The organism is Parasutterella sp. St.1A3 (assembly GCF_059728705.1).
The window spans coordinates 304,123-325,901 of sequence record NZ_BAAGFK010000001.1 but is presented as its reverse complement, the minus strand read 5'-3'; the positions used below and the strand labels follow the sequence as shown (position 1 = coordinate 325,901).

At 51.7% G+C, this 21,779-nt stretch carries 21 protein-coding genes; 8 read left to right on the top strand and 13 right to left on the bottom strand.

Annotated elements, in window-relative coordinates; all coding sequences use genetic code 11:
* Nucleotides 1–91: 91 nt before the first annotated feature.
* Complete coding sequence (locus AC6I1F_RS01505) at nucleotides 92–802, top strand: 16S rRNA (uracil(1498)-N(3))-methyltransferase (protein ID WP_160335394.1); 711 nt, start codon at nucleotides 92–94, stop codon at nucleotides 800–802.
* Here AC6I1F_RS01505 and AC6I1F_RS01500 read toward each other — a convergent pair.
* Nucleotides 799–1,662: a transglycosylase SLT domain-containing protein gene (locus AC6I1F_RS01500; protein WP_160335395.1), complete on the bottom strand. Its 864-nt coding sequence runs from the start codon at nucleotides 1,660–1,662 to the stop codon at nucleotides 799–801. The genes AC6I1F_RS01505 and AC6I1F_RS01500 overlap by 4 nt on opposite strands.
* Nucleotides 1,663–1,783: 121 nt before the next feature.
* Here AC6I1F_RS01500 and AC6I1F_RS01495 point away from each other — a divergent pair, with 121 nt between their 5' ends.
* Nucleotides 1,784–2,470, top strand: coding sequence for a Crp/Fnr family transcriptional regulator (locus AC6I1F_RS01495; protein WP_160335396.1), 687 nt, complete (start codon nucleotides 1,784–1,786; stop codon nucleotides 2,468–2,470).
* Nucleotides 2,471–2,482: 12 nt separating this feature from the next.
* Here AC6I1F_RS01495 and AC6I1F_RS01490 read toward each other — a convergent pair whose 3' ends face one another.
* The 9 genes from AC6I1F_RS01490 to mpl form a co-directional block, all read right to left on the bottom strand.
* Nucleotides 2,483–3,685 carry an MFS transporter gene (locus AC6I1F_RS01490; protein ID WP_160335397.1) on the bottom strand — a complete coding sequence of 401 codons (1,203 nt, stop codon included), beginning with the start codon at nucleotides 3,683–3,685 and terminating at the stop codon, nucleotides 2,483–2,485.
* A gap of 127 nt (nucleotides 3,686–3,812) precedes the next feature.
* A complete protein-coding gene (locus AC6I1F_RS01485) occupies nucleotides 3,813–5,306 on the bottom strand; it encodes an FAD-dependent oxidoreductase (RefSeq protein ID WP_290432587.1) in 1,494 nt (497 codons plus the stop codon).
* A 534-nt stretch (nucleotides 5,307–5,840) separates the two neighbouring features.
* On the bottom strand, nucleotides 5,841–6,083 hold the full coding sequence (locus tag AC6I1F_RS01480; protein ID WP_251569358.1) for an MBL fold metallo-hydrolase: 243 nt from the start codon (nucleotides 6,081–6,083) through the stop codon (nucleotides 5,841–5,843).
* Nucleotides 6,084–6,339: 256 nt separating this feature from the next.
* Nucleotides 6,340–7,515 carry a histidine-type phosphatase gene (locus tag AC6I1F_RS01475; RefSeq protein WP_160335400.1) on the bottom strand — a complete coding sequence of 392 codons (1,176 nt, stop codon included), beginning with the start codon at nucleotides 7,513–7,515 and terminating at the stop codon, nucleotides 6,340–6,342.
* Nucleotides 7,516–7,527: 12 nt separating this feature from the next.
* Nucleotides 7,528–8,985 (bottom strand): magnesium transporter, encoded by a 1,458-nt coding sequence (gene mgtE / locus AC6I1F_RS01470; protein ID WP_370267275.1) that lies wholly within the window; start codon nucleotides 8,983–8,985, stop codon nucleotides 7,528–7,530.
* A 50-nt stretch (nucleotides 8,986–9,035) separates the two neighbouring features.
* The gene (gene aroE / locus AC6I1F_RS01465) at nucleotides 9,036–9,863 is read right to left on the bottom strand and encodes a shikimate dehydrogenase (protein WP_160335402.1); all 828 of its coding nucleotides are present in this window, start codon (nucleotides 9,861–9,863) and stop codon (nucleotides 9,036–9,038) included.
* 60 nt (nucleotides 9,864–9,923) lie between these two features.
* On the bottom strand, nucleotides 9,924–11,912 hold the full coding sequence (locus AC6I1F_RS01460; RefSeq protein ID WP_290432586.1) for a ribonuclease catalytic domain-containing protein: 1,989 nt from the start codon (nucleotides 11,910–11,912) through the stop codon (nucleotides 9,924–9,926).
* A 150-nt stretch (nucleotides 11,913–12,062) separates the two neighbouring features.
* Nucleotides 12,063–12,632 carry a YqiA/YcfP family alpha/beta fold hydrolase gene (locus AC6I1F_RS01455; protein WP_289184290.1) on the bottom strand — a complete coding sequence of 190 codons (570 nt, stop codon included), beginning with the start codon at nucleotides 12,630–12,632 and terminating at the stop codon, nucleotides 12,063–12,065.
* A 10-nt stretch (nucleotides 12,633–12,642) separates the two neighbouring features.
* Entirely contained in the window at nucleotides 12,643–14,007 is a 1,365-nt protein-coding gene (gene mpl / locus AC6I1F_RS01450) for a UDP-N-acetylmuramate:L-alanyl-gamma-D-glutamyl-meso-diaminopimelate ligase (protein ID WP_290432585.1), read from the bottom strand.
* A 235-nt stretch (nucleotides 14,008–14,242) separates the two neighbouring features.
* Here mpl and AC6I1F_RS01445 point away from each other — a divergent pair, with 235 nt between their 5' ends.
* From AC6I1F_RS01445 to AC6I1F_RS01420, 6 genes are all read left to right on the top strand, one after another.
* The gene (locus tag AC6I1F_RS01445; protein ID WP_251451916.1) at nucleotides 14,243–14,887 is read left to right on the top strand and encodes a hypothetical protein; all 645 of its coding nucleotides are present in this window, start codon (nucleotides 14,243–14,245) and stop codon (nucleotides 14,885–14,887) included.
* A gap of 174 nt (nucleotides 14,888–15,061) precedes the next feature.
* Nucleotides 15,062–15,493 (top strand): type II 3-dehydroquinate dehydratase, encoded by a 432-nt coding sequence (aroQ, locus tag AC6I1F_RS01440; protein ID WP_160335407.1) that lies wholly within the window; start codon nucleotides 15,062–15,064, stop codon nucleotides 15,491–15,493.
* Nucleotides 15,494–15,527: 34 nt separating this feature from the next.
* Complete coding sequence (accB, locus tag AC6I1F_RS01435; RefSeq protein WP_289172110.1) at nucleotides 15,528–15,995, top strand: acetyl-CoA carboxylase biotin carboxyl carrier protein; 468 nt, start codon at nucleotides 15,528–15,530, stop codon at nucleotides 15,993–15,995.
* Nucleotides 15,996–16,009: 14 nt separating this feature from the next.
* Nucleotides 16,010–17,368: an acetyl-CoA carboxylase biotin carboxylase subunit gene (gene accC / locus AC6I1F_RS01430; RefSeq protein WP_160335409.1), complete on the top strand. Its 1,359-nt coding sequence runs from the start codon at nucleotides 16,010–16,012 to the stop codon at nucleotides 17,366–17,368.
* Nucleotides 17,369–17,376: 8 nt separating this feature from the next.
* Complete coding sequence (prmA, locus tag AC6I1F_RS01425) at nucleotides 17,377–18,276, top strand: 50S ribosomal protein L11 methyltransferase (protein WP_160335410.1); 900 nt, start codon at nucleotides 17,377–17,379, stop codon at nucleotides 18,274–18,276.
* Between the two features lie 17 nt (nucleotides 18,277–18,293).
* Entirely contained in the window at nucleotides 18,294–19,184 is an 891-nt protein-coding gene (locus tag AC6I1F_RS01420; RefSeq protein WP_160335411.1) for a DUF3426 domain-containing protein, read from the top strand.
* Here AC6I1F_RS01420 and modC read toward each other — a convergent pair.
* Genes modC through modA form a run of 3 tightly spaced genes read right to left on the bottom strand, consistent with a single transcriptional unit; the run spans nucleotide 19,181 to nucleotide 21,711 of the window.
* Nucleotides 19,181–20,269 (bottom strand): molybdenum ABC transporter ATP-binding protein, encoded by a 1,089-nt coding sequence (gene modC, locus AC6I1F_RS01415; protein ID WP_289077218.1) that lies wholly within the window; start codon nucleotides 20,267–20,269, stop codon nucleotides 19,181–19,183. The two genes, AC6I1F_RS01420 and modC, sit on opposite strands and share 4 nt — an antisense overlap.
* Complete coding sequence (gene modB / locus AC6I1F_RS01410; protein ID WP_251569355.1) at nucleotides 20,266–20,946, bottom strand: molybdate ABC transporter permease subunit; 681 nt, start codon at nucleotides 20,944–20,946, stop codon at nucleotides 20,266–20,268. The genes modC and modB overlap by 4 nt, the downstream gene beginning before the upstream one ends.
* Nucleotides 20,947–20,958: 12 nt before the next feature.
* A complete protein-coding gene (gene modA / locus AC6I1F_RS01405; protein ID WP_289077216.1) occupies nucleotides 20,959–21,711 on the bottom strand; it encodes a molybdate ABC transporter substrate-binding protein in 753 nt (250 codons plus the stop codon).
* Nucleotides 21,712–21,779: the final 68 nt, after the last annotated feature.

The following is a 21,779-nucleotide window of genomic DNA, read 5'->3' as shown; positions in this document are numbered from 1 at the left end:
ATTTAATTTTTGGAGGCGTTTGGGATTTTTCCTTAATAATTCGGCAATTGGGTTATCATCACAAAAATTCTGAAAGCTGTGTTAACAATATATGCCTCGTTTTTACGTTCCGTTTCCCGACGCAGAAGTCGGAAAGCCAATTGTTTTACCCTCTGAGTCCGTTCATCACGCGATGCGCGTGCTTCGTCTTCGTCAGGATGACACGGTCGAAGTTTTTAACGGCAGAGGACTTTGCGCTAAAGGACCGATTCACTTTGCCGCCGATTACGCGGAAGTTGTGCCTGAGGAAATTAAACAGTCCGAGCGCGGGTTGCGTCTTATCCTTCTTCAGTCGCTCGTCAGCAATGAAAAAATGGACTGGATCGTAGAGAAAGCCTGTGAACTTGGCTACAGCAAAATTGTCGTCTTTCCCGCTGATCGCAGCGAAATTCGTCTGACCTCGGAAAAAGCCGCAAAGCGTCTTGAGCGCTGGAACAAAATCGCGGTCTCAGCCTGCAAACAGTGCGGAGAAGATTTTCTGCCGGAAATTGTTTTCAAGTCGAGTTTAAAGAGCGCCGCAGAAGAAGCCGAGGGACTGCGAATTATGCTGAGTCCGTCTGCGCAGACCCGCTCTGAAGATGAAGAAATCCGCGCCGTCACCTTTGCTGTCGGGCCCGAGGGCGGTTTCTCCGACGGTGAAATGAACACACTCCTCGGTGCGGGCTTTACAGGAAAGCGTCTCGGCGCGCGCGTCTTAAGAACAGAAACGGCAGCTATCGCTGCCGCTTCCTACGCCCAAACGCTCTGGGGCGATTTTAATTAACCCTGATTCTGAGAATCTCCCGCAAGCGACGGGAACTTCTCAAGCTTCATGTTGGCTGAGTAAGTCGCAAAATCCTTGTGATCCTGATGATCTTCCGGGAATTTGCTCGGACTGCGGGCCTGAATTCTTGCCGCCTGAATTTCTCCGTTTGCCGCCATCTGCAGATGGCTTCTCATCGAAAGAACCTTGCGGCTGTATCCGCCGTCCGTCTTGTGGTTAGCCGCGCCAACATAATATTTGAGCGCGCCCTTGAGTGAGCCGGTTTTATTCAGATATTCCTTAAGAATCTGAGTGCCGACTTCGATACCTGCTTCAATCTCATGAACCGCTTTCACGCCGCCGTACTCTTTAAAGCGCTTGGCATGAACTTTGGCATGAACCTGCATGAGTCCTTTGGCTCCCGCGGAACTGCCGGCATTCGGATTAAATGAAGACTCGGTCGCAATAATCGCAAGAATCAGCAGAGGATCGATATCGTGCTCTTTGCCGGATATGAAAGCCTGATGAACGATTTCAAGTGCATCTTCTTCCGATACCTTGGCATAGTGCTGTGAAATAAACGCGGCCGCGTTTTCCTGCATGCGTTCCAGCACGTCGTCAATCGTCTGACTTGCGGTATCACGCACATCCTGCTCTTCGAATGTGTGGTAACTTAGAGCCTTGATGCGAAGCGGCGCTTCTGCGGCTCTCAGCATCGGCTGAAAGTGTACGGAAGCAGCGCCGACAAGAACAGCACACGCGGCGGAAACACTCAAAAGGATCCTTCTCAGATTCTTTGTTTTATGCTTCGGGCAGTAAGAATTAAAGTCGGAAACCAAGGCGGCTGCCGACTCCTGTTTAACGATCTTTTGTTTAGTCATCCCGTAATAATGCCTCTCAAGATTTGGGTTGTCCAACCGAAATAGGTGTTAATACGTGACTGACTGTTAAAAACTGCTTGTCAGTGCAAGAATAATTATGCCTTAAAAAATACTCGGAAATATGAGACAGATATTCCATGCCCTCCCCTGGATTCCTCCAAAGGAACCCGACACCGTCATCAAACTCTTTCATGAGTATGGAGTCCCGCTGACATTTCATTCACGCCAGCTTTTAAAGGCCAAGGGAGAAAATAATAAGTTATATCTTGTTACAAAAGGAGCGCTGGCTTATTACATTGCCGACCAATATAAGAGCCATGCAAGTGTGCTCAATCTACTGATTCCAAATCGTGCTGCGTGCGACCTCTCTGCGCTCACTGGAACCAGAGTCAATGTGACCACTCGCGCCATCGGCACCTGCGAAGTTCTTTCCATGTCTCCGAACATCATTCCGAACTATATGCTCGAACACGCGGAGTTTGGTTTGGAAATGGCCAAGCACGTAACTATCAAACAGGAATGCTCCATTGAGGCGATGGTCGCAAACTTTACACTTGAACCGGCTGACCGCCTGCGCACTCTGCTTAAAGTGCTGCTCCTAAGCTATGACAAGCCGATCGTCGACGATCAATGGATGAAAATCCCGCTTGATCTCACCAATGAACAGTACGGATCGGTCGTCAATCTCACACGAGTCTCAGTAAGCAGACTCTTTTCCGACTGGAGCGCTAAAGAACTCATAAGAAAATCCGGCCGTAACGTCTTTGTTCGTTCAGAACTCTTTAAAGATATCTACGACTGGGTTTAATCAAACGATTAATTACGAAGAAGAAGCCTCGTCATCCTGATTCTTGTCTTTGCCTTCCGAAGCCAAATACGCAAAGATAACCATCAGGATCATCGCCAAAATAGCGCATGCCCTGACTGAATGGACTGCGCCGAACTTCTCGGAAGCCAGTCCGAGAATAAACTGCCCGATCGGAACAAAACCGAGCATCACAGCTAAATACATCGCCGAAAAGCGCCCTCGATAAATATTGGGCGCTCGGCTCTGCACCAGATTATTCGCGCTCGCCAAAGAAAATGTCAGCGATGCGCCGGCAACCAATGCGCACAGCCACTGCGAAGTCAGTGAATCCAAGGCGGGAAGTGCCGCAAAACCGATACATGTGACCCAGCCGCCCATCCATACGGTTGTTACATGGTCAATGATTCCGCGGTTTCTCTGCATCAGAACCGCGGCGGCCACCGCTCCGAAACCTAAACCGGAGGACATGGAGCCGAAACTCAGCAGCTCGCTGCCTTTCAGAGAAATCGCCGGCAGCAGTGCGACCGCAGGCATCACCAGAATGGACAGACAGGCCACCTGAGGAAGGATGTCGCGCAAGATTCGATACCGCATAAAGAGTTCAACTGAACCCATATTGACGCTTTCTTTGCGTTCCTCCTCCGTCGTACGGTTCGGAATTCGGACAATGCGCATCAAAGCGATCATCGGAATAAAGCAGACCGCGTTCATCGCAAAGCACCAGGTTGCTCCGACGCTTTCAATGATAAATACCGCAAACATCGGCGCCACGGAGCGTGCGATATTCATAATCAGAGACTGCCGCGCAATCGCTTCCGAAACGGTTTCACCGGTTTCCACAAGCATCGCGTGCATGCACGGGCCGTCAATGGATGTAATGATACCGAAACAGAGCGCGAGCAGTGCAAGCTGATACGGCCCGAGATCGCCCTCATAAGACAGCCAGGCGGTCAGAGCGGCAATCACGCAGCCGAAGGTCTGTGTGATTAAAAGAATATGGTGGCGGTGAAATCGGTCGGCGATTTGGCCCGCAATCGGAGCGAGCGGCAGAGAGGGAAGCGCAGACAGCAACGCAATCGCGCTTAGCCAAAGCGGAGACTTGGTTAACGTCCAGACAACCCAGGAGAGCGCCATGCCGTGTACAAAACGGCCGAGCGTAGAAAAACTGTAGGCGCTCCAAAAATAGGTATTTGTTCTGTGGTTGGTCTTTTGCACACTCTTCTCCCGACTGAGAGATTATTTTAGTCGTCGATAAAGTATACGTGAGCGGCTTTTGCGTTCTGAGAAGCCCGAAACGGCAAAACCGCCCGAAGGCGGTCTTGTCTAAGTTATCGCAGAAATATTACTTCTTAGCAGCGATGTTGTGATCCTTGATCGCGCTTTCCGCAGCGATACGAGCGGAGTTGACGGCGAAGCCGATTGTGGAGCCGGCCATCAGGAGGTCATAGGAGTCACCGTACATACCGCCGACGTCAGAACCGGCAGCGTAGAGGTTCGGGATTGCCTTATCTTTGTCGGTAACAACCTGCAGACGGTCGTTAACCTTGATACCGCCGAGTGTGCCGAGAGAGGAGGCAACGCTCTTGATCGCGTAGAAGGGACCCTGTTTGACCGGGAAGATGTACTGCGGATCTTTAGCAAAGAGGGCGTCATGACGCTGTTCAGCAGCCTGGTTGTACTGTTCAACACTGGCTTTCAGCTTGGCAGGATCCATACCGGTCTTCTTGGCGAGTTCGTCAAGAGTGTTGGCTTTGACTGCCCAGCCGGCCTTTTCAGCGGCATCCCATTCTTTGTCGAAGTTGGTGAGCTTGGCACCGATCGGAACCATAACGCCAACACCCTGAACAATACCGTCGTGCTTCATAGAGTCGAGGTTCTTGTTGTCATAGACAACCCACATCTGGCCGCCGATTCTTTCAAGAGCGTTACCAGCTGCGGGCCAGTCACCCATGATTGTTTCGTCGGTGAAGCGTTCGCCCTGCGGTGTCAGCCAAAGATGCGGCTGCTTAGCTGTAGCGGAAACGTGGTTTGTTGTTCCGACGGCTCTCGGACCCGGACGGTAGGACTGCTGAACTTCCAGACCTTCTTTACCGCCGCCTGCGGACCAAGCCATCTGAATACCGACACCGTTCTTGCCGGACTGAGCCAGACCGTCTGTATCCGGGAAGCGTGTGTACTTCTTCATCATTTCAGGATTATCAGCGAAACCGCCGGTAGCGATAATCACAGCCTTGGCGTTAACAGTAACGGTGTTGCCGTCTTTGTCTTTAGCGATAACGCCGGCGACCTTGCCGTCTTTCATGAGAAGCTTTTCAGCCGGTGTGTTGAAGAGCACTTCCATGCCGTATTCTTTTTGTCCTTTTTCCTGGAAGAGCTTGATCCAGCCGGCGCCGCGGCCTTCATAGATGTGCCATGTGTAGAGACCGCCCGGGTAATTGGTTGTCAGTTTTTCGAATTTAACGCCGTGTTTCTGCATCCAGTCAACGGTGTCGGCGGATTTGTCAACGAAGGCTCTGACGAGGCGGGCGTTGCTTCTCCAGTGGCCGTAAGCCATGATCTTCTTAAACGCTTCGTCCTTTGTCAGAGGAATGTAGTAGTCGCGCTGCATCTTGGAGCCGACAGCGAAAATACCTTCTGAGAAGTTGCCTGTGCCGCCGGCGATCGCTTTCTTTTCAAGACCGATAACCTTCGCGCCTTTTTCAGCGGCGGCGAAAGCAGCGGCTGTACCGGCTGCGCCCTGACCGACGACGACGATGTCAACGTTCAGAACCTTGTCGGCAGCATAGGACATTGTTGAGAAAGCAGCTAACACTGCAACAGCTAAAAGTTTTTTCATTCTTGAATACTCCTTGAGAAAAACAGCCTTTATCGGCTTTTATGAAACTATTTCTAGGACCTGTGGTGAGGTGGTCCGTGTCTTTGTTTCTATGGAGAAAATTATCGCCTCTCCCCATTAATCATGTCTGTAATTACTGTTACAGCTAAATTAGAAAAAACGTATACACGATTACATTTATAGGAAAAACCCTCCTATTTGTAGACAAATTCCCCTACACGAACAAATACCGGGTTAAATCAGCCCGCTCCCCATGAGTTCGTCATCTGCAGCCCTTGTCCGCCAAGCGATTTTTCTAATTCTATACCCCCCAATTCGTATTTTTCCCAGCCCAAGAAAACTATCTGAGCAAAGAAACCAAATCTGTCGGATCTTCCTTCCGGGCACAAAAAAGCCAGAAAATACAGATCCGGCTCCTGGTGTATCTCAGCTAAAAAACTGAATCTTAAAATTCAAGCGTCTCTCCATCCTCCGGAATAAGAGCGCTCTTCTCCATCTTGTGCTCTGCGACAAACTTCCGCATACCTGCTCTGTCTACCGTTGCGTGCGCAACTTATCCATATGGCTGATGATGGTCTTCGCATACGGCGCTTCCTTATGAACCTCTAAAACATCATGGGCGTCCATAATCAGTCTGCCGAAATACTGAAGAGCGGCACCGCAGGCATTGAGAATGATGACTTCCGGACGATACTTTTCCAGAACTGCTGCAACTTCATCATAAAAAATGGTGTCTCCTGCAATATAGAGAGTCTTCTCGCCGGGAGCCCGGAACAAAACTCCACACGCCGGTCAAGAAATAAAACTCTTCGTCGCAAAATTGGTCGCCAGCGCCTACTTCAAACTAACCCGCTCATTCTCAGCCCTGAAGCCGCTTTAGAGCCAAGAGTTAATTGCTTATACCCAAACAATGTCTAAAGCAGATGTCTTACTGAAAAAACTTTCGCAAACGGGACGACTGCGGAAAATCAAAGCCGGTCATAAAAATTAAAGCCGAAGTTTTTGGCTCCGGCTTCAATCAGACAATCGCGCTTTAAAGTGCGCCGTCTTCAATGCACTTACTAAACAAGAAGCGGCTGCTTGCTTTCTTCCACTCGTCAAACTTAACGCCGCGAGGCAGAATCTCAAAGTCCGCTGTCGGCTCCGTAACCGTTTCCGCGTTCATCTGTTCAGGTGTCAGCGCGGAATAATAGACTCGGATTTCAGCTTCGCCGTTCACCAGCCACTTTTCAAATGTTAAGTAACCGCCAGGCGTGTTCTCGTTCTTTGCGCGGTTCGGAAGCTTCCAGTTCAGATCAAACAGCGCCCCGAGATTTGCAAGGTTCGTGTCGTGCCCGACCAAATAGGTGTATTTCGGACCATGATCCAGAGAGTCAATAATCTTTTTCGCAAGCGCAGAGCCTTTATAAGCGGCAACTTCCATATCGCGGTTCAGCGCGGTAAATACACCGACTCGAAGCGGCATCAGCTGCATAATGCCGGGCCAGTCCAATACGCCCCAGCCCGCCTTTTGTCCGGGGAACTGTCCCCATTCCAAAGCAAAAATCTCTGTGATGCTCGCAGCGGAATACGGCGCGCCTTCATAACCGACTTTATGTTTGCTCGCTTTACCGCGCATTTTCCCTGTGAGCTCCCGCCCTAGGATTTTTTCGACTTCGGCTATCTCGCTGCCGTAAATCTTCGAAAAGCCTGCGGCCCGTTCCGTCAGCTTCTCGGCAAGCTCTTTCGGATACTCAATCTTGCATACTTTGGCTTTCAAAGGAGAAAAAAGGGCGGAATGCTTTTTATCTGTCGTTCGTACCTGATAGCCGCATCCCGGATACAAACCTTCATTCAGCGCTTTGGCGGTCGCGATGGTTCGCTCATCCGTATCGGCGATGATCTGAACATCATCCGGTTTAGGACAAGTCCCGTATGTAAAAGGCGCACGAGTGCGATTCAGCGCCCAAGTACGCTCTACCAGATAGTAGCCGCGCTTTGTGAGAATGCCGGGATCGACCCCGAAATTCGGCCACTTCTTCGAAGACCAGGACTCCAGTTTCTCTGCCGACTGCGTCGGAGAACGAACACCGTGTCGGGAAACCACGACGACGTTCATCAGTTCTTCGGAATGTACGCCGGGAAGCGGGCCGGTTTCAGCTGCCGACGCCCCGGCCGATGCGAGAATAAAAAGAGATACTGCAGCGGATGATGCAAGCGATGTTTTCATTTTGTCTATCCATTAGGAAGATAGTCCAAATATATACGTCGCAAGCGCCAGGAAGATAAAAAATCCGCCTGAATCGGTAATAAAGGTGAGAAGGACAGATCCGCCCATCGCCGGATCGCGGCCGAGTTTTTTCAGTGTGATCGGAACAAGAATCGCAACAATCGCACCCATCAGCATGTTCAGCAGCATCGCCAGGAACATTGTCAGCCCCAGCAGTTTGCCGTCCGGCGTGTTGTAGTAAAGCGCCCAGGCAAAAAGACCGGCAACAATGCCCCAGATGAAACCGTTCACAATCGCGACCAAGACCTCTTTCTTCACCACGTCGATTTGGTTGGCGTCCGTAATCTGACCGGTCGCTAAAGATCGAACCAGAAGCGTCAGAGTCTGGTTGCCCGAATTACCCGCAATACCGGCGACAATCGGCATCAGCGCCGCCAGAGCGACAACTTTCTCGATCGTTCCGTCAAAAGCGGAAATCACGCGGGAAGCAAAGAAAGCGGTAAAGAGGTTTACACCAAGCCACAGCCAGCGGCCTTTCGCCGATGACCAAACCGAATCAAATAAGTCCTGATCATCATCCAAACCGACGGCACCGTAAGCTTCTTCATCACTTTCTTCACGGATGACGTCAACAACTTCGTTAACCGTCAGACGACCGACCAGTCGTCCGGTCTCGTCCACCACCGGAGCACTCACCAAGTCATATCGCTCAAACGCCTGAGCGGCGTCGCTCACATCTTCCAGAGGCGAAAGCCGCAGCACTTCCGTCAGCATCACGTTCTTAACGGAATCCTCCGGATAGTGCGTAAGAATTCGATCAACCGGCAGCGTGCCCATAAGCTTCTCGTCCCGATCAATCACAAAGACCTGGTCCGTATGATCCGGAAGCTTTTTCAGCCGTCGGAGATAGCGAAGCACGATATCGAGCGTCACATCCTGCTGAATCGAAACAATTTCGAAGTCCATGCGGGCACCGACCGTGTCCTCGGGATAACTCATCGCCGCACGAAGCTGAGCTCTCTCTTCGTGCGAAAGTCCTTCCTGAACCTCCGCGACAACGTCAGGCGGGAGGTCCTCGACCAAGTCTGCGATTTCGTCGGTATCCAGTCCTTCGACCGCGTCCACAAGTTCGTCGCGGTTCATCGCGTCGATAAGCGTTTCTCGTACGCCCTCGTTTACCTCGACAAGGATCTCACCGTCTCGGCCCGCGCGCACGCAGTCCCAGACGATGAGACGCTCATCCAGTGGGAGCGCTTCAAGAATGTAGGCAATATCCGCAGGGTGCAGCCCTGAAAGCGTATCGCGGAGCAGTGTCCTGACTTCTTCGCCGACCCTTAGGTCTTTGCGCTCCTGGGCCTCTTCTCCTTCATCAAGCAGCTGCTGAATAATCGCTAAACCGCGCGCAGCCGCCTCCGGATCACGTACAGCGATGTCGTAATCCGGATCGTGAAGAGGTGTATCTGGATTGATCGTACCCAAATCAATCTCCTTAGAAATTCAAACGCGGGGTTTGAGAGGAGTTAAGCCGCAGAAGCCGTGAGCATTTTGCGAAGCGCTTCGTAGACGGAAGCGGTTTGCGGACGATGTCCCATCCAAATCTCATAGGAATCGGCGGCCTGCTCGACCAGCATGCCGAGTCCGTCAGAAGCCTCTTTTGCGCCGCCGCGTTTTGCGAGCTCCATAAAGGGAGTAGGCGCAGCCGCATAAACCAAATCGTACGCCAATGTACAGCTGTCAAAAGCAAAGGGAGAGACCAAAGGCGCTTTATTCTGAAGACTGGTCGGAGTCGCGTTGATGATGAGATCGTAATTTTCCGAACCGGTTTCATCGTAAAGAATGCTCTGAATGCCAAATTCGTCACAAAGTTCAGAAGCTCTTGCAGTACTTCGGTTGGCAACCGTCACGGATTTTGGCTGACGATCCATCAGCGCGGGAAGAATACCGCGCACGCCGCCGCCCGCACCCAAAATCAAAATCGACGTCCCTTTGACGGTAAACTTCAGACGTTCTTCAAGGTCGCGAATAAAACCGCTTCCATCCGTGTTCTCGCCTAAAATCTTGCCGCCCTGAAAAGTCAGTGTGTTCACTGCTCGGGACTGTCTGGCCTGAGAGGAGCATTTCGTAGAACAGCGATAGGCGTCAACTTTGAACGGGATCGTCACGTTGATTCCGAAATATTCTTCATCAATCAGATCTCCGATGGCACTTTCAAATTCCCCCATCGGAATCTCTATTTTTTCGTACGAAATATTGTCTCCGAACTGCTTGGCAAATAATTCGTGGATCGCGGGGGAGTAGCTATGCGCTACCGGGTTCCCAACAACTCCCAGTTTTGTAAGCTTTTTCATCGAATATCTCCTGCTCCTCTGTTTTTGTAATCTTAACTCATGCATACAGCGCTTGAATATCTATTGATTTTCAACCGCTGCAGTCTGATTTTCCCCTTCCTCGGAATCAGCAGAAAGTTTCTCCCCTGCCTCTTCTTCCTGTTCTATTTCGTCATCAAAGTCATCTTCATGCGTTTCATCGAGCACTTTGACGAGACTGCATTCCATCACCAGTTCGACATAGTCCAAATTCAAAACACGCATCAAAACCGACTGTCCGCGCGGAAGCTCCGGCAGTCCGGGCACGCGCTGAGCCATCGGAAGGCCTTCGACGCGAACCAAGTCTCCTTTAACAACACTTGCCTTAACTTCCTTAATACCTTCCTGCTCAATCCAGCGCATCGACCAGTAACGAGACATTCTTGACTGGAAGTCATTAAAGGCCGAGTAGTTGCTGTCAAAGAGCGAAATAATCGAAAACAGTTCGCTGTCGTTGCTTCGCAGCGCCGGAGTCTCCCCTTTCAGTGTCGAGATGATCTGACGCTGATTGATCAGGTCCACATAGCGTCTCAGCGGCGAAGTCGACCATGCGTAATACGGCACGCCGATTCCGTCATGCGGTCCGGGCACGCTGGTCATTTTGACGCGGCCGGCGCGCTGTGAACGATAAATTCCCGCGGTACCGCGCTCTTCAAGCCACGCGCCCCAAGTGCAGTTCGCAAAAATCATCATTTCCGCAACCAGCAAATCGAGCGGGTCGCCGCGGCGGCGGCCTTTCAGCTCGATCTCCGCATTCTCGTCTTCGCCCTTCAGACTGAAGTACCAGTCAATGCGGCCGACAGGCTCGGGTCTGCCCCGAACTTCTTCACGATTTTTAAGAAGTACCTTGGCAAAGTTCCACAGCCAAATAATCTCACTGCTGAAGGGCACATCCAAAGAGCCGCTTTTAATCGTTTCTTCCGTGACTTTGTCGGCAATCAGGTCATAGCGCAGATTCTTTTCCACACGCACCCGTTCAAGCCGGGTTTCGGTCGAAATCACGCTGAAGGTCTCGTTGTCCACGACCGCGTATAAAGAAACCGCAGGAGACGCTTTGCCCTCGTCCAGCGTAAACGCTTCAATCCAATTCTTCGGCAGCATCGTGGTCTTCAGCCCCGGTGCATAAACCGTGGACATGCGCTCTCTTGCAGCCAAATCTATAGGAGAGTCATGTGTGATGCCGAGTCCCGGTGCGGAAATATGAATGCCGACTCTTGTACGGCCGTTGTCAAGCGGTGTCACGGAAATCGCGTCATCAATCTCGGTCGTTTCCGAATCATCAATAGAAAACGCGACAGCGTCCGAAATCGGAAGCTCCTCATGAACATCTGCGGGAGGCGTGCCTAAATTTCCCGGGAAGTTTTTGCCATGCGGAAAATTGACCGTGAAGAAGCTGTCCACGTGCCAGTGCCAGGCGTTCTTAATCGCTCCGACATTTAAAAGCATGCGCAGCGGAGAAGTGCTGATCTTGTCGCTTGCTTCCTTAACCGCTTTCCATTCCAATGAATTCTTATCAGGCTTGGTTAAAAGCTCAATCGCCTTGGCTGTGATTGCCTCAGGAGCCTTATGCTCTTCAGTAATCTCGCGCACATACTCGTCTTTGACGCGTTCCTGTTCTTTCTTGCGCTCGATGGCGGCCAAAGCCAGTCTCAGAGTCTCCTCCGGCGCTTTTCGGTAGGAGCCTCTTCCCTTACGGTAGAAGTAAACCGGATTGGCATGCAGTTTGAGAAGAATCGCCGCTTTCTGCACCGCCGTAGGCGCAGCGCCATAATACTCGTCGGCAATCGCACCGAACGTGAAGTCGCCTTCGGGAGAAAACTCCCAGAGAAGATCCACATCGATTGTCTCAGCCTCTTCCTGAGCACGTCTAAGAAATTCTGTCGGACTCGGGTTCTCAAACGTAATCAGTATGTGAGAGCGTTTTGCTTTAATCCGCTTACCTGTCGGAAGTTCCACCTGACAGGCGGACGGAGTCGAACTCTTTTCCGTTCCGACTTTAAATGCTCCGTCTTCTTCAAAAAATAAATTCATGCCGGCCTTTCAGTCGCCAAGCAGGAGTTAACTCAGCGACAAATTTTTTAAATCTCGTTCTGCTGCAATTCTAAGCGAGCAGATATGTTTTCAGCTTCTTCTGCGCTTGCCGCACAGAAAACTTCTTCAGCGCGTCTACTTTAACCGTTCTTACGAGCGAAGAAACTCAAGAATCGGCTCAACATAGGGCGTAAAGTCCGAAATTCTGTGATCGCCTTTCGCTATCTCGATGATTTTGGTCTTAGCAAGCATCTTCGCTGTGACAGTCGGATCGAGAACCTCGTCCTTCAGACTCAGCAGCGTGAGGCAGCGCTCGGGGCGCGTCACTTCGCGCACCAGCATCTCATTGAGCTCATCCATGAAGGATTCGCACACGTACATCTTTTTATCAATGCCGCTGACCTGCATCCAGCCCGGGCGAAAATCCACTTTGCCCCAATTGCCGAGCGCGGGGTTCAGCAAAACCGCCCGATTAATATCAAAATGCTCGGCAAGCCAAGCCGCGTAAAAGCCGCCCAAAGAAGAGCCGACGACATTGACGTTTTCCGCGCCGAGGCGGCAAACCGTTTTTGTCAGCAGCTCTGCGACTTCCTTAGGCGACATGTAAAGCTCCGGCGCCTCAAAGGGGATACCGGCCTTTTCATGTGCCAAGCGCAGAAGGCTGCCTTTATTAGAATCCGGATGCGATAAAAATCCGTGCAGATACAGAGTGGTTCTCATCGCAGACTCTTTAGGCTTTCTGACCAAAACGAGCCTTCAGCTCATCGAGGATCATCCCATGAACCCCACCGAAACTTCCGTTGCTCATAACCAAAATAATGTCTTTCGGATTCACAGCAGCGGCTGCCTCGTGCGCAAGCACGTGCAAATCTTTATAGACATGTGTTTTGTCTTCGATCGGCCTGAGCGCTTGCTGAATATCCCAGCTCACGGACGGCCCCTGGAAAGCAAATACCTGAGCCGCCTGAGACAGACTCGGCGCAAGCGCCTGCTTGACCGCTCCGAGCTTCATAGTGTTGGAGCGCGGCTCAAATACCGCAATGACTCGCCCTCCGTCGGTCTTGGCCGCAACCGCTCGAATGGTTTCTTCTATCGCGGTCGGATGGTGCGCAAAGTCATCAATGACGCGAATTCCGCCGACTTCGCCCTTAACTTCCATACGACGCTTGACGCCGTGGAAGCGAGTGAGCGCATCCAGCGCCTCTTCCGCACTCACGCCGGCGGTCGTCGCCGCGGCTACCGCAGCGAGCGCGTTTAGACGATTGTGCTCTCCGGGCAGATCAAGCTGCATCCGGCCAAGCTCTTTACCGCCAGCCGAAACTCTCCAGCCCTCATGATCAACCAGACGCCAATCCGCGTCTTCTTCCAAACCGAAACTTTCCGCCGGCGTCCAAAGGCCCATCGCAAGAACCCTGCGCAGCGCTTCGCTCTTATTATTAAAGATGACCTTTCCTTCCGAAGGGATTGTCCGCACCAAATGATGGAACTGCCGCTCAATCGCCGCAAGATCGGAGAAGATATCGGCGTGGTCATATTCAAGATTATTCAGAATCGCAGTTCTCGGACGATAGTGAACAAATTTGCTTCGTTTATCAAAGAAAGCGGTGTCATATTCGTCGGCTTCAATGACAAAGAACTTAGAATCCGTCAGTCTTGCCGAGCAGCCGAAATTCTGCGGAACGCCGCCCACCAGGAAGCTCGGATTCAGACCCGCGTCTTCCAGCATCCATGTGAGCATGGATGTCGTTGTGGTTTTACCGTGTGTCCCGGCAACCGCAAGCACATGCTTATTCACCAGTATGTTTTCAGACAGCCATTGCGGACCCGACGTATAAGGAAGGCCCTGATTCAGGATCGCTTCCAAAAGCGGATTGCCGCGGCTGATAGCGTTGCCGATCACATATAAATCCGCGCCGAGTGTAAGCTGATCCGGGCTGTAACCTTCAATTAAATGAATTCCTGCCTGCTGCAGCTGATCCGACATCGGAGGATAAACACCTGCGTCACAGCCGCTTACTTTAAAGCCCATTGCCTTTGCCAGCTGGGCAATACCGCCCATGAAGGTTCCGCAGATGCCGAGAATATGAATATGCACCTTATGCTCCGTCAGAAAATAGTTCGGGGTCCAATATACAGCGGAGAGGACTCAGAAGAAAATACCTGAAGAAAAACTTTAGTAAGCGAGTCCTTACTAACAAATACGGTGCCATTAATTAGAAGCAGATCGTGATAATTTGATACTTTTTAGGTGCGCACAATTTTTTTGCACTCGTTATGATTGCTCTTCTTAGAGAAATAAAGAAAAATCGGTCTGAGTATCGATAAATTTCATGAAAAATAGAAACAAGTTAGAAGAATTTAGTGAATTAGCGGCAAAAACCGCCGAACTCATTGCCGAAGGTCGGGATTGGAGCGAGGCGAGAAGCAAAATCGCGGAGTTTTACGACGTACCGGTTTTCCGTCAGCCCTCAGACGAAGAAATTGAATCGGCTCTGCGCTGTCACTACAGCATTTACGACCCGCAGGGGCATGCCCTTCGACTGCTTGAGCTCAGAGAAACGGCGCTCTTTATCATGCGCGAACTTTCTGCGTTTCAGCCTCGGCTCACCAAAGGCGTTCTCAGCGGGTGCGCCGATCAATATTCCGATATCTGTCTTCAGGCGGTGAGCGAGGACTTAAAAGCGTTCCAAATCGCCCTGCTTGATCGGGATGTCGACTTTACCGTTCTGCCTAATCCAAAATCCGGCAGGAAAGAATTTGCGGAAGAAGTCGTTTTTGAGGCGCCCTTAAAACCGAACGGATACTTTGCGGTCAACCGCATGACCGTTTGGGTCCGAGTCAAGGTATTTGAAACACAGCCCCCTGTCAGACAAAAGAGCGAAAAAACTCCGGACGCATGGCAAATTCCGCTCGAAGCGGCAAAATCCGTCGACATTGACGGACTCACGCGTTTAATCGACTCGACACGAGTCTAATCCTGTATTTTTCATTATCTTCGTCTATCTTTTCTCATCGTTTTCCCAAATAGTCTTTAAGGTTATTTGAAAGAAAATCATGCAAAAGAGAAGATTTTTAATGTTTTAAATACAGTTAAGCCCTATACTTGCGAAATATTGACTTATTCCCGCTATAGCTCGGGATATAACTCTATGAAAAAAATATTATTGCTTAACGGGCCGAATCTCAATTTGCTGGGAACTCGTGAACCGGACAAATACGGGAATAAGACACTCGCGGATATCGAGTCGTCGCTTTCAGCCTACGTATCAGAAAAAGACGCGAAGCTGAGCTGCTATCAGAGCAACCATGAGGGAGACCTGGTAGACCGTATTCAGCAGGCCAAAGAAGAAGGAATTGACGCCGTTATTATTAACCCCGGCGCCTATACGCACACCAGCATCGCGATCCGCGATGCCTTTTTGTCTGTGCAGATTCCTTTTGTCGAAGTGCATCTATCCAATATCTTTAAACGCGAAGCGTTCCGCCACCATTCCTATCTGTCCGATATCGCGCAAGGCTGCGTGATCGGTTTAGGCGCCAAAGGCTATTTTCTGGCTGCGGACGCGCTTCTCGACAACTAATTAATTTATCTCTCTTATATAAAGAGGCTTTTCCATGGACTTGAGAAAACTTAAAACATTGATCGACCTCGTTCAGGCTTCAGGCATTTCTGAAATCGAAATCACAGAAGAAGGCGATCATGTCAAAATCGTCAACCGTCCGGCTGCAGCTGCCGCTGCGCCCCGCGCTCCGGAGCCTGTTGTCTACGCGGCTCCCGCTCCGGCTCCTGCCGCACCGGCTGCTCAGCCCGCAGCTCCGGCGCCCGCCGTCACCGCGAACACGCCTTCCGGAACTCAGGTCACAAGCCCGATGGTCGGAACTTTCTACCGCGCCCCGAGCCCCGGCGCCGACCCCTTTGTCGAAGTCGGCACTCAAGTCAAAAAGGGCGACACTCTGTGCATCATCGAAGCGATGAAGCTGCTTAACGAAATCGAGGCCGAAGTCAGCGGCACCGTTAAGGAAATTCTCGTTGACAACGCTTCTCCGGTTGAATTCGGTCAGCCGCTTTTCGTCATTGAATAACCAGAGAGATATCTATGTTCGGTAAGATCCTTATCGCAAACCGAGGAGAAATCGCGCTCCGTATTCAGCGGGCGTGTAAAGAAATGGGCATCAAAACCGTTATCGCCCATTCTCTTGCGGACACAGACGCAAAATATGTTCGGCTTGCCGATGAGTCCGTATGTATCGGACCGGCGCCTGTTCATCAGAGCTATCTGAATATGCCCGCGCTCATCAGCGCCGCTGAAGTCACCGATGCTGAAGCCATCCATCCGGGCTACGGATTCCTTTCTGAAAACGCCGATTTCGCTGAACGCGTGGAATCAAGCGGCTTCGTCTTTATCGGCCCGAGACCGGAAACCATCCGTCTGATGGGAGATAAAGTCTCCGCGAAGAAAGCGATGATCGAAGCGGGCGTGCCCTGCGTCCCCGGCTCCGGCGGCGCGCTCCCGGACGATCCTTCCGAAATTATCAAAATCGCTCGTCAGGTCGGCTACCCGGTCATTATTAAAGCCTCCGGCGGTGGCGGCGGACGCGGCATGAAGGTCGTCCACACGGAAGCGGCGCTCATCAATGCGGTCCAAACCACCAAACAGGAAGCAAAAGCCGCCTTCGGCAATGACACCGTCTATCTTGAGAAATTCCTCGAGAACCCGCGCCACATCGAAATTCAGGTACTTGCGGACTCTTTCCGCAATGCCATTTGGCTCGGAGAGCGCGACTGCTCCATGCAGAGACGCAATCAGAAAGTCATCGAAGAGGCGCCCGCTATCGGTATTCCCCGCCGCCTGGTCGAGAAAATCGGCGAGCGCTGCGCAGAGGGCTGCCGCAAGATCGGTTACCGCGGTGCCGGCACTTTCGAATTCCTATATGAAAACGGCGAGTTCTACTTTATCGAAATGAATACCCGTATTCAGGTCGAACATCCCGTAACTGAGCTGATTACGGGCGTGGATCTGGTGCAGGAACAAATTCGAATCGCCGCAGGTGAAAAGCTGCGCTATCGCCAGCGCGATATCCAGATTAAGGGACACGCGATCGAATGCCGTATCAACGCCGAAGATCCGTTTAAGTTTATTCCGAGTCCGGGCCGCATCACAACGCTGCATCAGGCGGGCGGCCCCGGTATCCGCGTGGACTCTCACGTCTATCCGGGCTACTTTGTTCCGCCTTACTACGACTCCATGATCGGCAAGCTGATCGCTTACGGCGACACTCGTGAACAGGCGATCGCCAGAATGCGCACCGCGCTTTCTGAAACGGTCATCGAGGGCATCACGACCAACCTTCCTCTTCATAAGGAAATGATGATCGATCAGAAATACATGCAGGGCGGCACCAGTATTCATTACCTCGAAGAAAAGCTTTCTCACCGGGCTTCCGTTCAAAGTTAAGGACTCATATGCTGCACGAGTTTTCTCTATTAGCCACAAAACAGATGGCGGAACCGCTCTCTGACTTTCTGATGGAGCACGGCGCTTATTCCGTCTCCATTGAAGACGCAGACGCCGACACCGATCAGGAAAAACCGATCTTCGGCGAACCGGGAACCGAACTTGATGACTTCGCGTGGGACCGCTCTCTTTTGAAAGTGCTCTGCCCTGACGACTTCAACATCAAAGCAGTCGTTGAACTCAGCGCACAGGAACTGGGCATTGAGACACCCACCATCGAAAACGTCGTTGAGGTCCCGAACAACGATTGGGTACGCATCACACAGGCGCAGTTCACGCCGACCCGAATCGCAGGCGACCTCTGGATCGTCCCCTCCTGGCATGAGCCCCCCAACCCGGATGCCGTCAACATTCGTCTGGATCCGGGTGTCGCGTTCGGCACGGGTACGCATCCGACAACGCGTCTTTGCCTGGAATGGCTTCATGATCATTCGCTCAGCGGCAAATCCGTTCTGGACTACGGCTGCGGCTCGGGCATTCTTGCGGTTGCCGCTAAAAAACTCGGCGCCTCCGAGGTGCTCGGTACGGACATTGATCCGCAGGCGATCGAAGCGGCCAACTATAATGCGGAAGTAAACCAAGCAGACGCGCACTTTTACCTGCCCGAACAAATGCCGGAAGGAAAGTTTGATGTTGTGGTGGCCAATATTCTCAGCAACCCGCTCAGAATCCTTGCACCTGCTCTGCTCGGCAGAGTAAAGTCCGGCGGTCATTTAGTGCTCTCCGGAATTCTGGAACGTCAGGCTGACGAGCTGATTGAAGTTTATCGCTCGTATCGCCCTGATTCTCCGCTCTCCGTATGGAAGAGCATGGACGGCTGGATCTGTCTGGCAGGACAGATCGCGTAAATACAAAGTGAGGATTTATGGAGCCAAAACTCAGCGACACTAATGTTTCTTACCATCTGCCTGACGAACCGTCTCTGACGCCGTTCGGCGAGCAGAAGTCCGACATTCCGAAAATTGTGCCGGCTGATTTTAAGGCTCCTCCGCGTGTGGTTCCCAAGCAGGAAGCAGGCGCGGTAAAGCCTGCGGCGGCAAACCCCGCTCCGGCACCCGCTGCGCCTCAGGCTGCGGCGCAGCAAAGCGCGGCACCGTCGAACACGTCCGGAACAACCTACAGCGCAAACGATCCTCGAGCCCTCATGGCTTCGCTCTCTAAAGACATTTCCGAGCTTTCTCAGCCGCGTAAAAAGGAAGAGGCGCCCGTCACTCCGAGCGAACCGGAAATCGGCGTTAAAGGAGCCGACGGCATCATGTATCCGCCGGAAGATGATCTTGGAGACCCCGAGGTTCCGCCCTCTTCCTCCGGTTTCTTCCGCTCTGTCATGCTGCTGATCTGTCTGTGCTGCGTCATTGTGGCCGCTTGGCAGGTCACACTTTTCCTTCAGCCGGAAATTCTTCAGAAAGAACCGTTCAACTCCATTTCGGAAAAGAGCTGCGACTATCTGTACTGTCCGCCTCTGAGAACGCCGGTTATTCTCAAAAGCGGCGTGGATGCTGAAGGCCCCAACAAGTGGATGCTTTCGATGCAGATTCAGAATCAGGACATGCGCTCACAGAAACTTCCGAACCTGCAGCTAACGCTCGAAGGTACGGACGGCGCAAAGACACAGAAGATTTTTGAACCGAGAGAATATAAAGTCGTTTCCGGAGAAAAAGCCATTAAGGGCGGCGGCACTATCGAAATTCAGGTACCGTTTGACTACACGGAAAGCAGACCGAAGTCTTTCAGAGTCAAAGTGTTGGAAGATTAAACATGGTGCAGAGCTACGCTCTTCACTAAAAGCCAGACCTCAGAGCCCTTCCGGATTGATAAGTCCTGAAGGGCTTTTCTTGTGAGCTTGGCGACGATCGTCTGACCCGAACATAAAACCTGAATCAAAGCGCCTGAGCCGTCAGCAAGATCGGTCAAAGCGGACACAGTGCCTTTGAGTCGGTTCTGCACCGACAGATGTGCGGGATTTTCCAGCGAGACCACAATGTCCTTTGCGGGGATCGTCATCGAAATCTTATCGCCGACCTTCAGGCCGTCAGCGCTGACCCAAAGCATGAGATCGCCTGAGGAGCGCACCGCGGCAAGATTCCACTGTTCATCGATCGAATCCACAGCGCCTCTCAGAAGCGCGCCGGAATCTTCTCCGACTTTCACCGGAATATCAATGTTGGTCAGAACCGACTGTAGCTCTCCCGAGGATTTGATTTTGCCCTGCTCCATCACAACCAGATGATCGGCCAGACGCATAACCTCTTCGGCCGAATGCGTCACATAAAGCATCGGGATATTAAGACTCTCGCGAAGTCGCTCCAGCCAGGGAAGAATTTCATTTTTTCGTTTGAAATCGAGCGCCGCCAACGGTTCATCAAACAGCATAATTGCGGGCTCTGTCGCAACGGCGCGTGCAATCGCGGCGCGCTGTCTTTCGCCGCCTGAAAGCTCCGCAGGACGGCGATTCATGAGGTGACCGATTCCAAGCAGATCGATGGCTTCGTCCATTCGCCTGCGCGCATTCTCGCTCTTTGAGCGGCGCACGGCGAACTCGATATTCTGCTTTGCGGTCAAATGAGGAAAAAGGGATGCCTCCTGAAAGACGTACCCAAGCGGCCTGTCCCATGTCGGCAAAAAGATATTGCACGCATCATCCTGCCAAAGCTGTCCGCTGATCCGAACTTGCCCGAGGGCTCTCTCCAGTCCGGCAACGCACCGCAGCACCGTTGTTTTGCCGGACCCCGACTCTCCGAATAGGACCGTGATTCCTTTATTCGGAAAGCTGAAAGAACAATCCAGCTCGAAACCGTCTGCACGCTTGAGAAGTAAAGATGCGCTACAATTTTCCGTCATAGCATTACACGCTCATTTTTGCGATTCAGAAGTGTCAGCCCGAGCAGTACGATAAAGCTGAAAGCTACCATCCCACCGGCAAGCCAATGCGCTTTCCCGTACTCCATAGCCTCGACGTAACTATAGATCTCGGTTGACACGACCTGAGTCTTTCCGGGAACATTCCCGCCGATCATTAGAACCACCCCAAATTCGCCGATCGTATGAGCAAATGTCAGAAGCGCTGCCGTCACAAAACCCGGACGCGCCAACGGTACGACAACATTCCAAAAGGCATCCCATGGACGAGCGCCTAATGTCGCCGCCACTTCCAGCGGCCTTTTTCCGATCGACTCAAACGCAGCCTGCAGCGGCTGGACGGCAAAAGGCATTGAGTAAACAATGCTGCCGATCACAAGTCCCGGAAAAGTAAACGTCAGAATGCCGATACCGAGCGCTTCCGTTAGCTTTCCCAAGGGACCGTTCGGTCCGAGTGCGACCAAAAGGTAAAAACCTAAAACACTAGGCGGTAATACAAGCGGAAGCGTCACAATCGAACTGACTGGCGCACGCCACTTTGAATTTGTGTGCGAGAGCCACCAGGCAACCGGCGTCGCGACAGCGATTAAAAATACCGTCGTGATCAGTGCGAGCTTGAGCGTCAGCCAGATCGGGAGAAGTTCTTCCGCTGTAAACATAATTACTGTTAATTATTCAAGACCGTAGCCATAGGAAAGGATAATGTCCCTGACCTTCGGGCTGGTTTCCATAAATTTCATAAATTCGGCAACATCCTTGTTGTCCTTACCGGGGTTCAGGACCACTACGTCCTGACGAATCGGCGCATACAGATCCGACGGGATAACCCAACCGGAACCGGATGTCATCTTACCGTCTTTATACACCTGGGAAAGCGCAACAAAACCGACATCTGCATTACTCGTCTTGGCAAACTGATAGGTCTTACCAATATTATCGCCTGTGACAAACTTGTCTTTAACCTTGTCAAGCATGCCCCACTTCTCAAGCGTTTGGTAAGCCGCCTCACCATAAGGCGCAAGCTTGGGATCGGCAACCGCAATCCTCTTCACCGCAGGCTCAAGAAGAAACTTCTTGCTCTCCTTTACGAAGTCAGGAGCAGCACTCCACAGCACCAACTTGCCGTAAGCATATGGTTTTGCGCTTCCCTTAACACCAAGACCCTCTTCTTCAATCTTCTTGGGTGTTTTAGCATCAGCGGCAAAAAGAACCTGGTAAGGTGCGCCGTTGCGGATCTGAGCAAAGAACTGACCAGTCGCGCCAAAAGAAGCAAGAACTTTATTTCCGGTTTCCTTTTCATATACAGCGGCAATATCTTTCATAGGAGCTGTGAAATTTGCAGCCACAGCAATATTGATATCTGCTGCCTGCGCAGAACCGCAAAAGATAAGCGCAGCGATGGAGATAAATGTGAAAGTTTTCATGGAAGCAAGTACAATAAGTAATAGAATATTTCGCTATTCTAATATGGAATAGCGAAAAAATACAACAC

What these genes read in the sequence shown, in the direction of transcription:
- AC6I1F_RS01505 (WP_160335394.1), top strand. Translation starts at nt 92, where the DNA reads ATGCCTCGTTTTTACGTTCCGTTTCCCGACGCAGAAGTCGGAAAGCCA.
- AC6I1F_RS01500 (WP_160335395.1), bottom strand. Translation starts at nt 1,662, where the DNA reads ATGACTAAACAAAAGATCGTTAAACAGGAGTCGGCAGCCGCCTTGGTT.
- AC6I1F_RS01495 (WP_160335396.1), top strand. Translation starts at nt 1,784, where the DNA reads ATGAGACAGATATTCCATGCCCTCCCCTGGATTCCTCCAAAGGAACCC.
- AC6I1F_RS01485 (WP_290432587.1), bottom strand. Translation starts at nt 5,306, where the DNA reads ATGAAAAAACTTTTAGCTGTTGCAGTGTTAGCTGCTTTCTCAACAATG.
- AC6I1F_RS01475 (WP_160335400.1), bottom strand. Translation starts at nt 7,515, where the DNA reads ATGAAAACATCGCTTGCATCATCCGCTGCAGTATCTCTTTTTATTCTC.
- aroE (WP_160335402.1), bottom strand. Translation starts at nt 9,863, where the DNA reads ATGAAAAAGCTTACAAAACTGGGAGTTGTTGGGAACCCGGTAGCGCAT.
- AC6I1F_RS01460 (WP_290432586.1), bottom strand. Translation starts at nt 11,912, where the DNA reads ATGAATTTATTTTTTGAAGAAGACGGAGCATTTAAAGTCGGAACGGAA.
- AC6I1F_RS01455 (WP_289184290.1), bottom strand. Translation starts at nt 12,632, where the DNA reads ATGAGAACCACTCTGTATCTGCACGGATTTTTATCGCATCCGGATTCT.
- AC6I1F_RS01445 (WP_251451916.1), top strand. Translation starts at nt 14,243, where the DNA reads ATGAAAAATAGAAACAAGTTAGAAGAATTTAGTGAATTAGCGGCAAAA.
- aroQ (WP_160335407.1), top strand. Translation starts at nt 15,062, where the DNA reads ATGAAAAAAATATTATTGCTTAACGGGCCGAATCTCAATTTGCTGGGA.
- accB (WP_289172110.1), top strand. Translation starts at nt 15,528, where the DNA reads ATGGACTTGAGAAAACTTAAAACATTGATCGACCTCGTTCAGGCTTCA.
- accC (WP_160335409.1), top strand. Translation starts at nt 16,010, where the DNA reads ATGTTCGGTAAGATCCTTATCGCAAACCGAGGAGAAATCGCGCTCCGT.
- prmA (WP_160335410.1), top strand. Translation starts at nt 17,377, where the DNA reads ATGCTGCACGAGTTTTCTCTATTAGCCACAAAACAGATGGCGGAACCG.
- AC6I1F_RS01420 (WP_160335411.1), top strand. Translation starts at nt 18,294, where the DNA reads ATGGAGCCAAAACTCAGCGACACTAATGTTTCTTACCATCTGCCTGAC.
- modC (WP_289077218.1), bottom strand. Translation starts at nt 20,269, where the DNA reads ATGACGGAAAATTGTAGCGCATCTTTACTTCTCAAGCGTGCAGACGGT.
- modB (WP_251569355.1), bottom strand. Translation starts at nt 20,946, where the DNA reads ATGTTTACAGCGGAAGAACTTCTCCCGATCTGGCTGACGCTCAAGCTC.
- modA (WP_289077216.1), bottom strand. Translation starts at nt 21,711, where the DNA reads ATGAAAACTTTCACATTTATCTCCATCGCTGCGCTTATCTTTTGCGGT.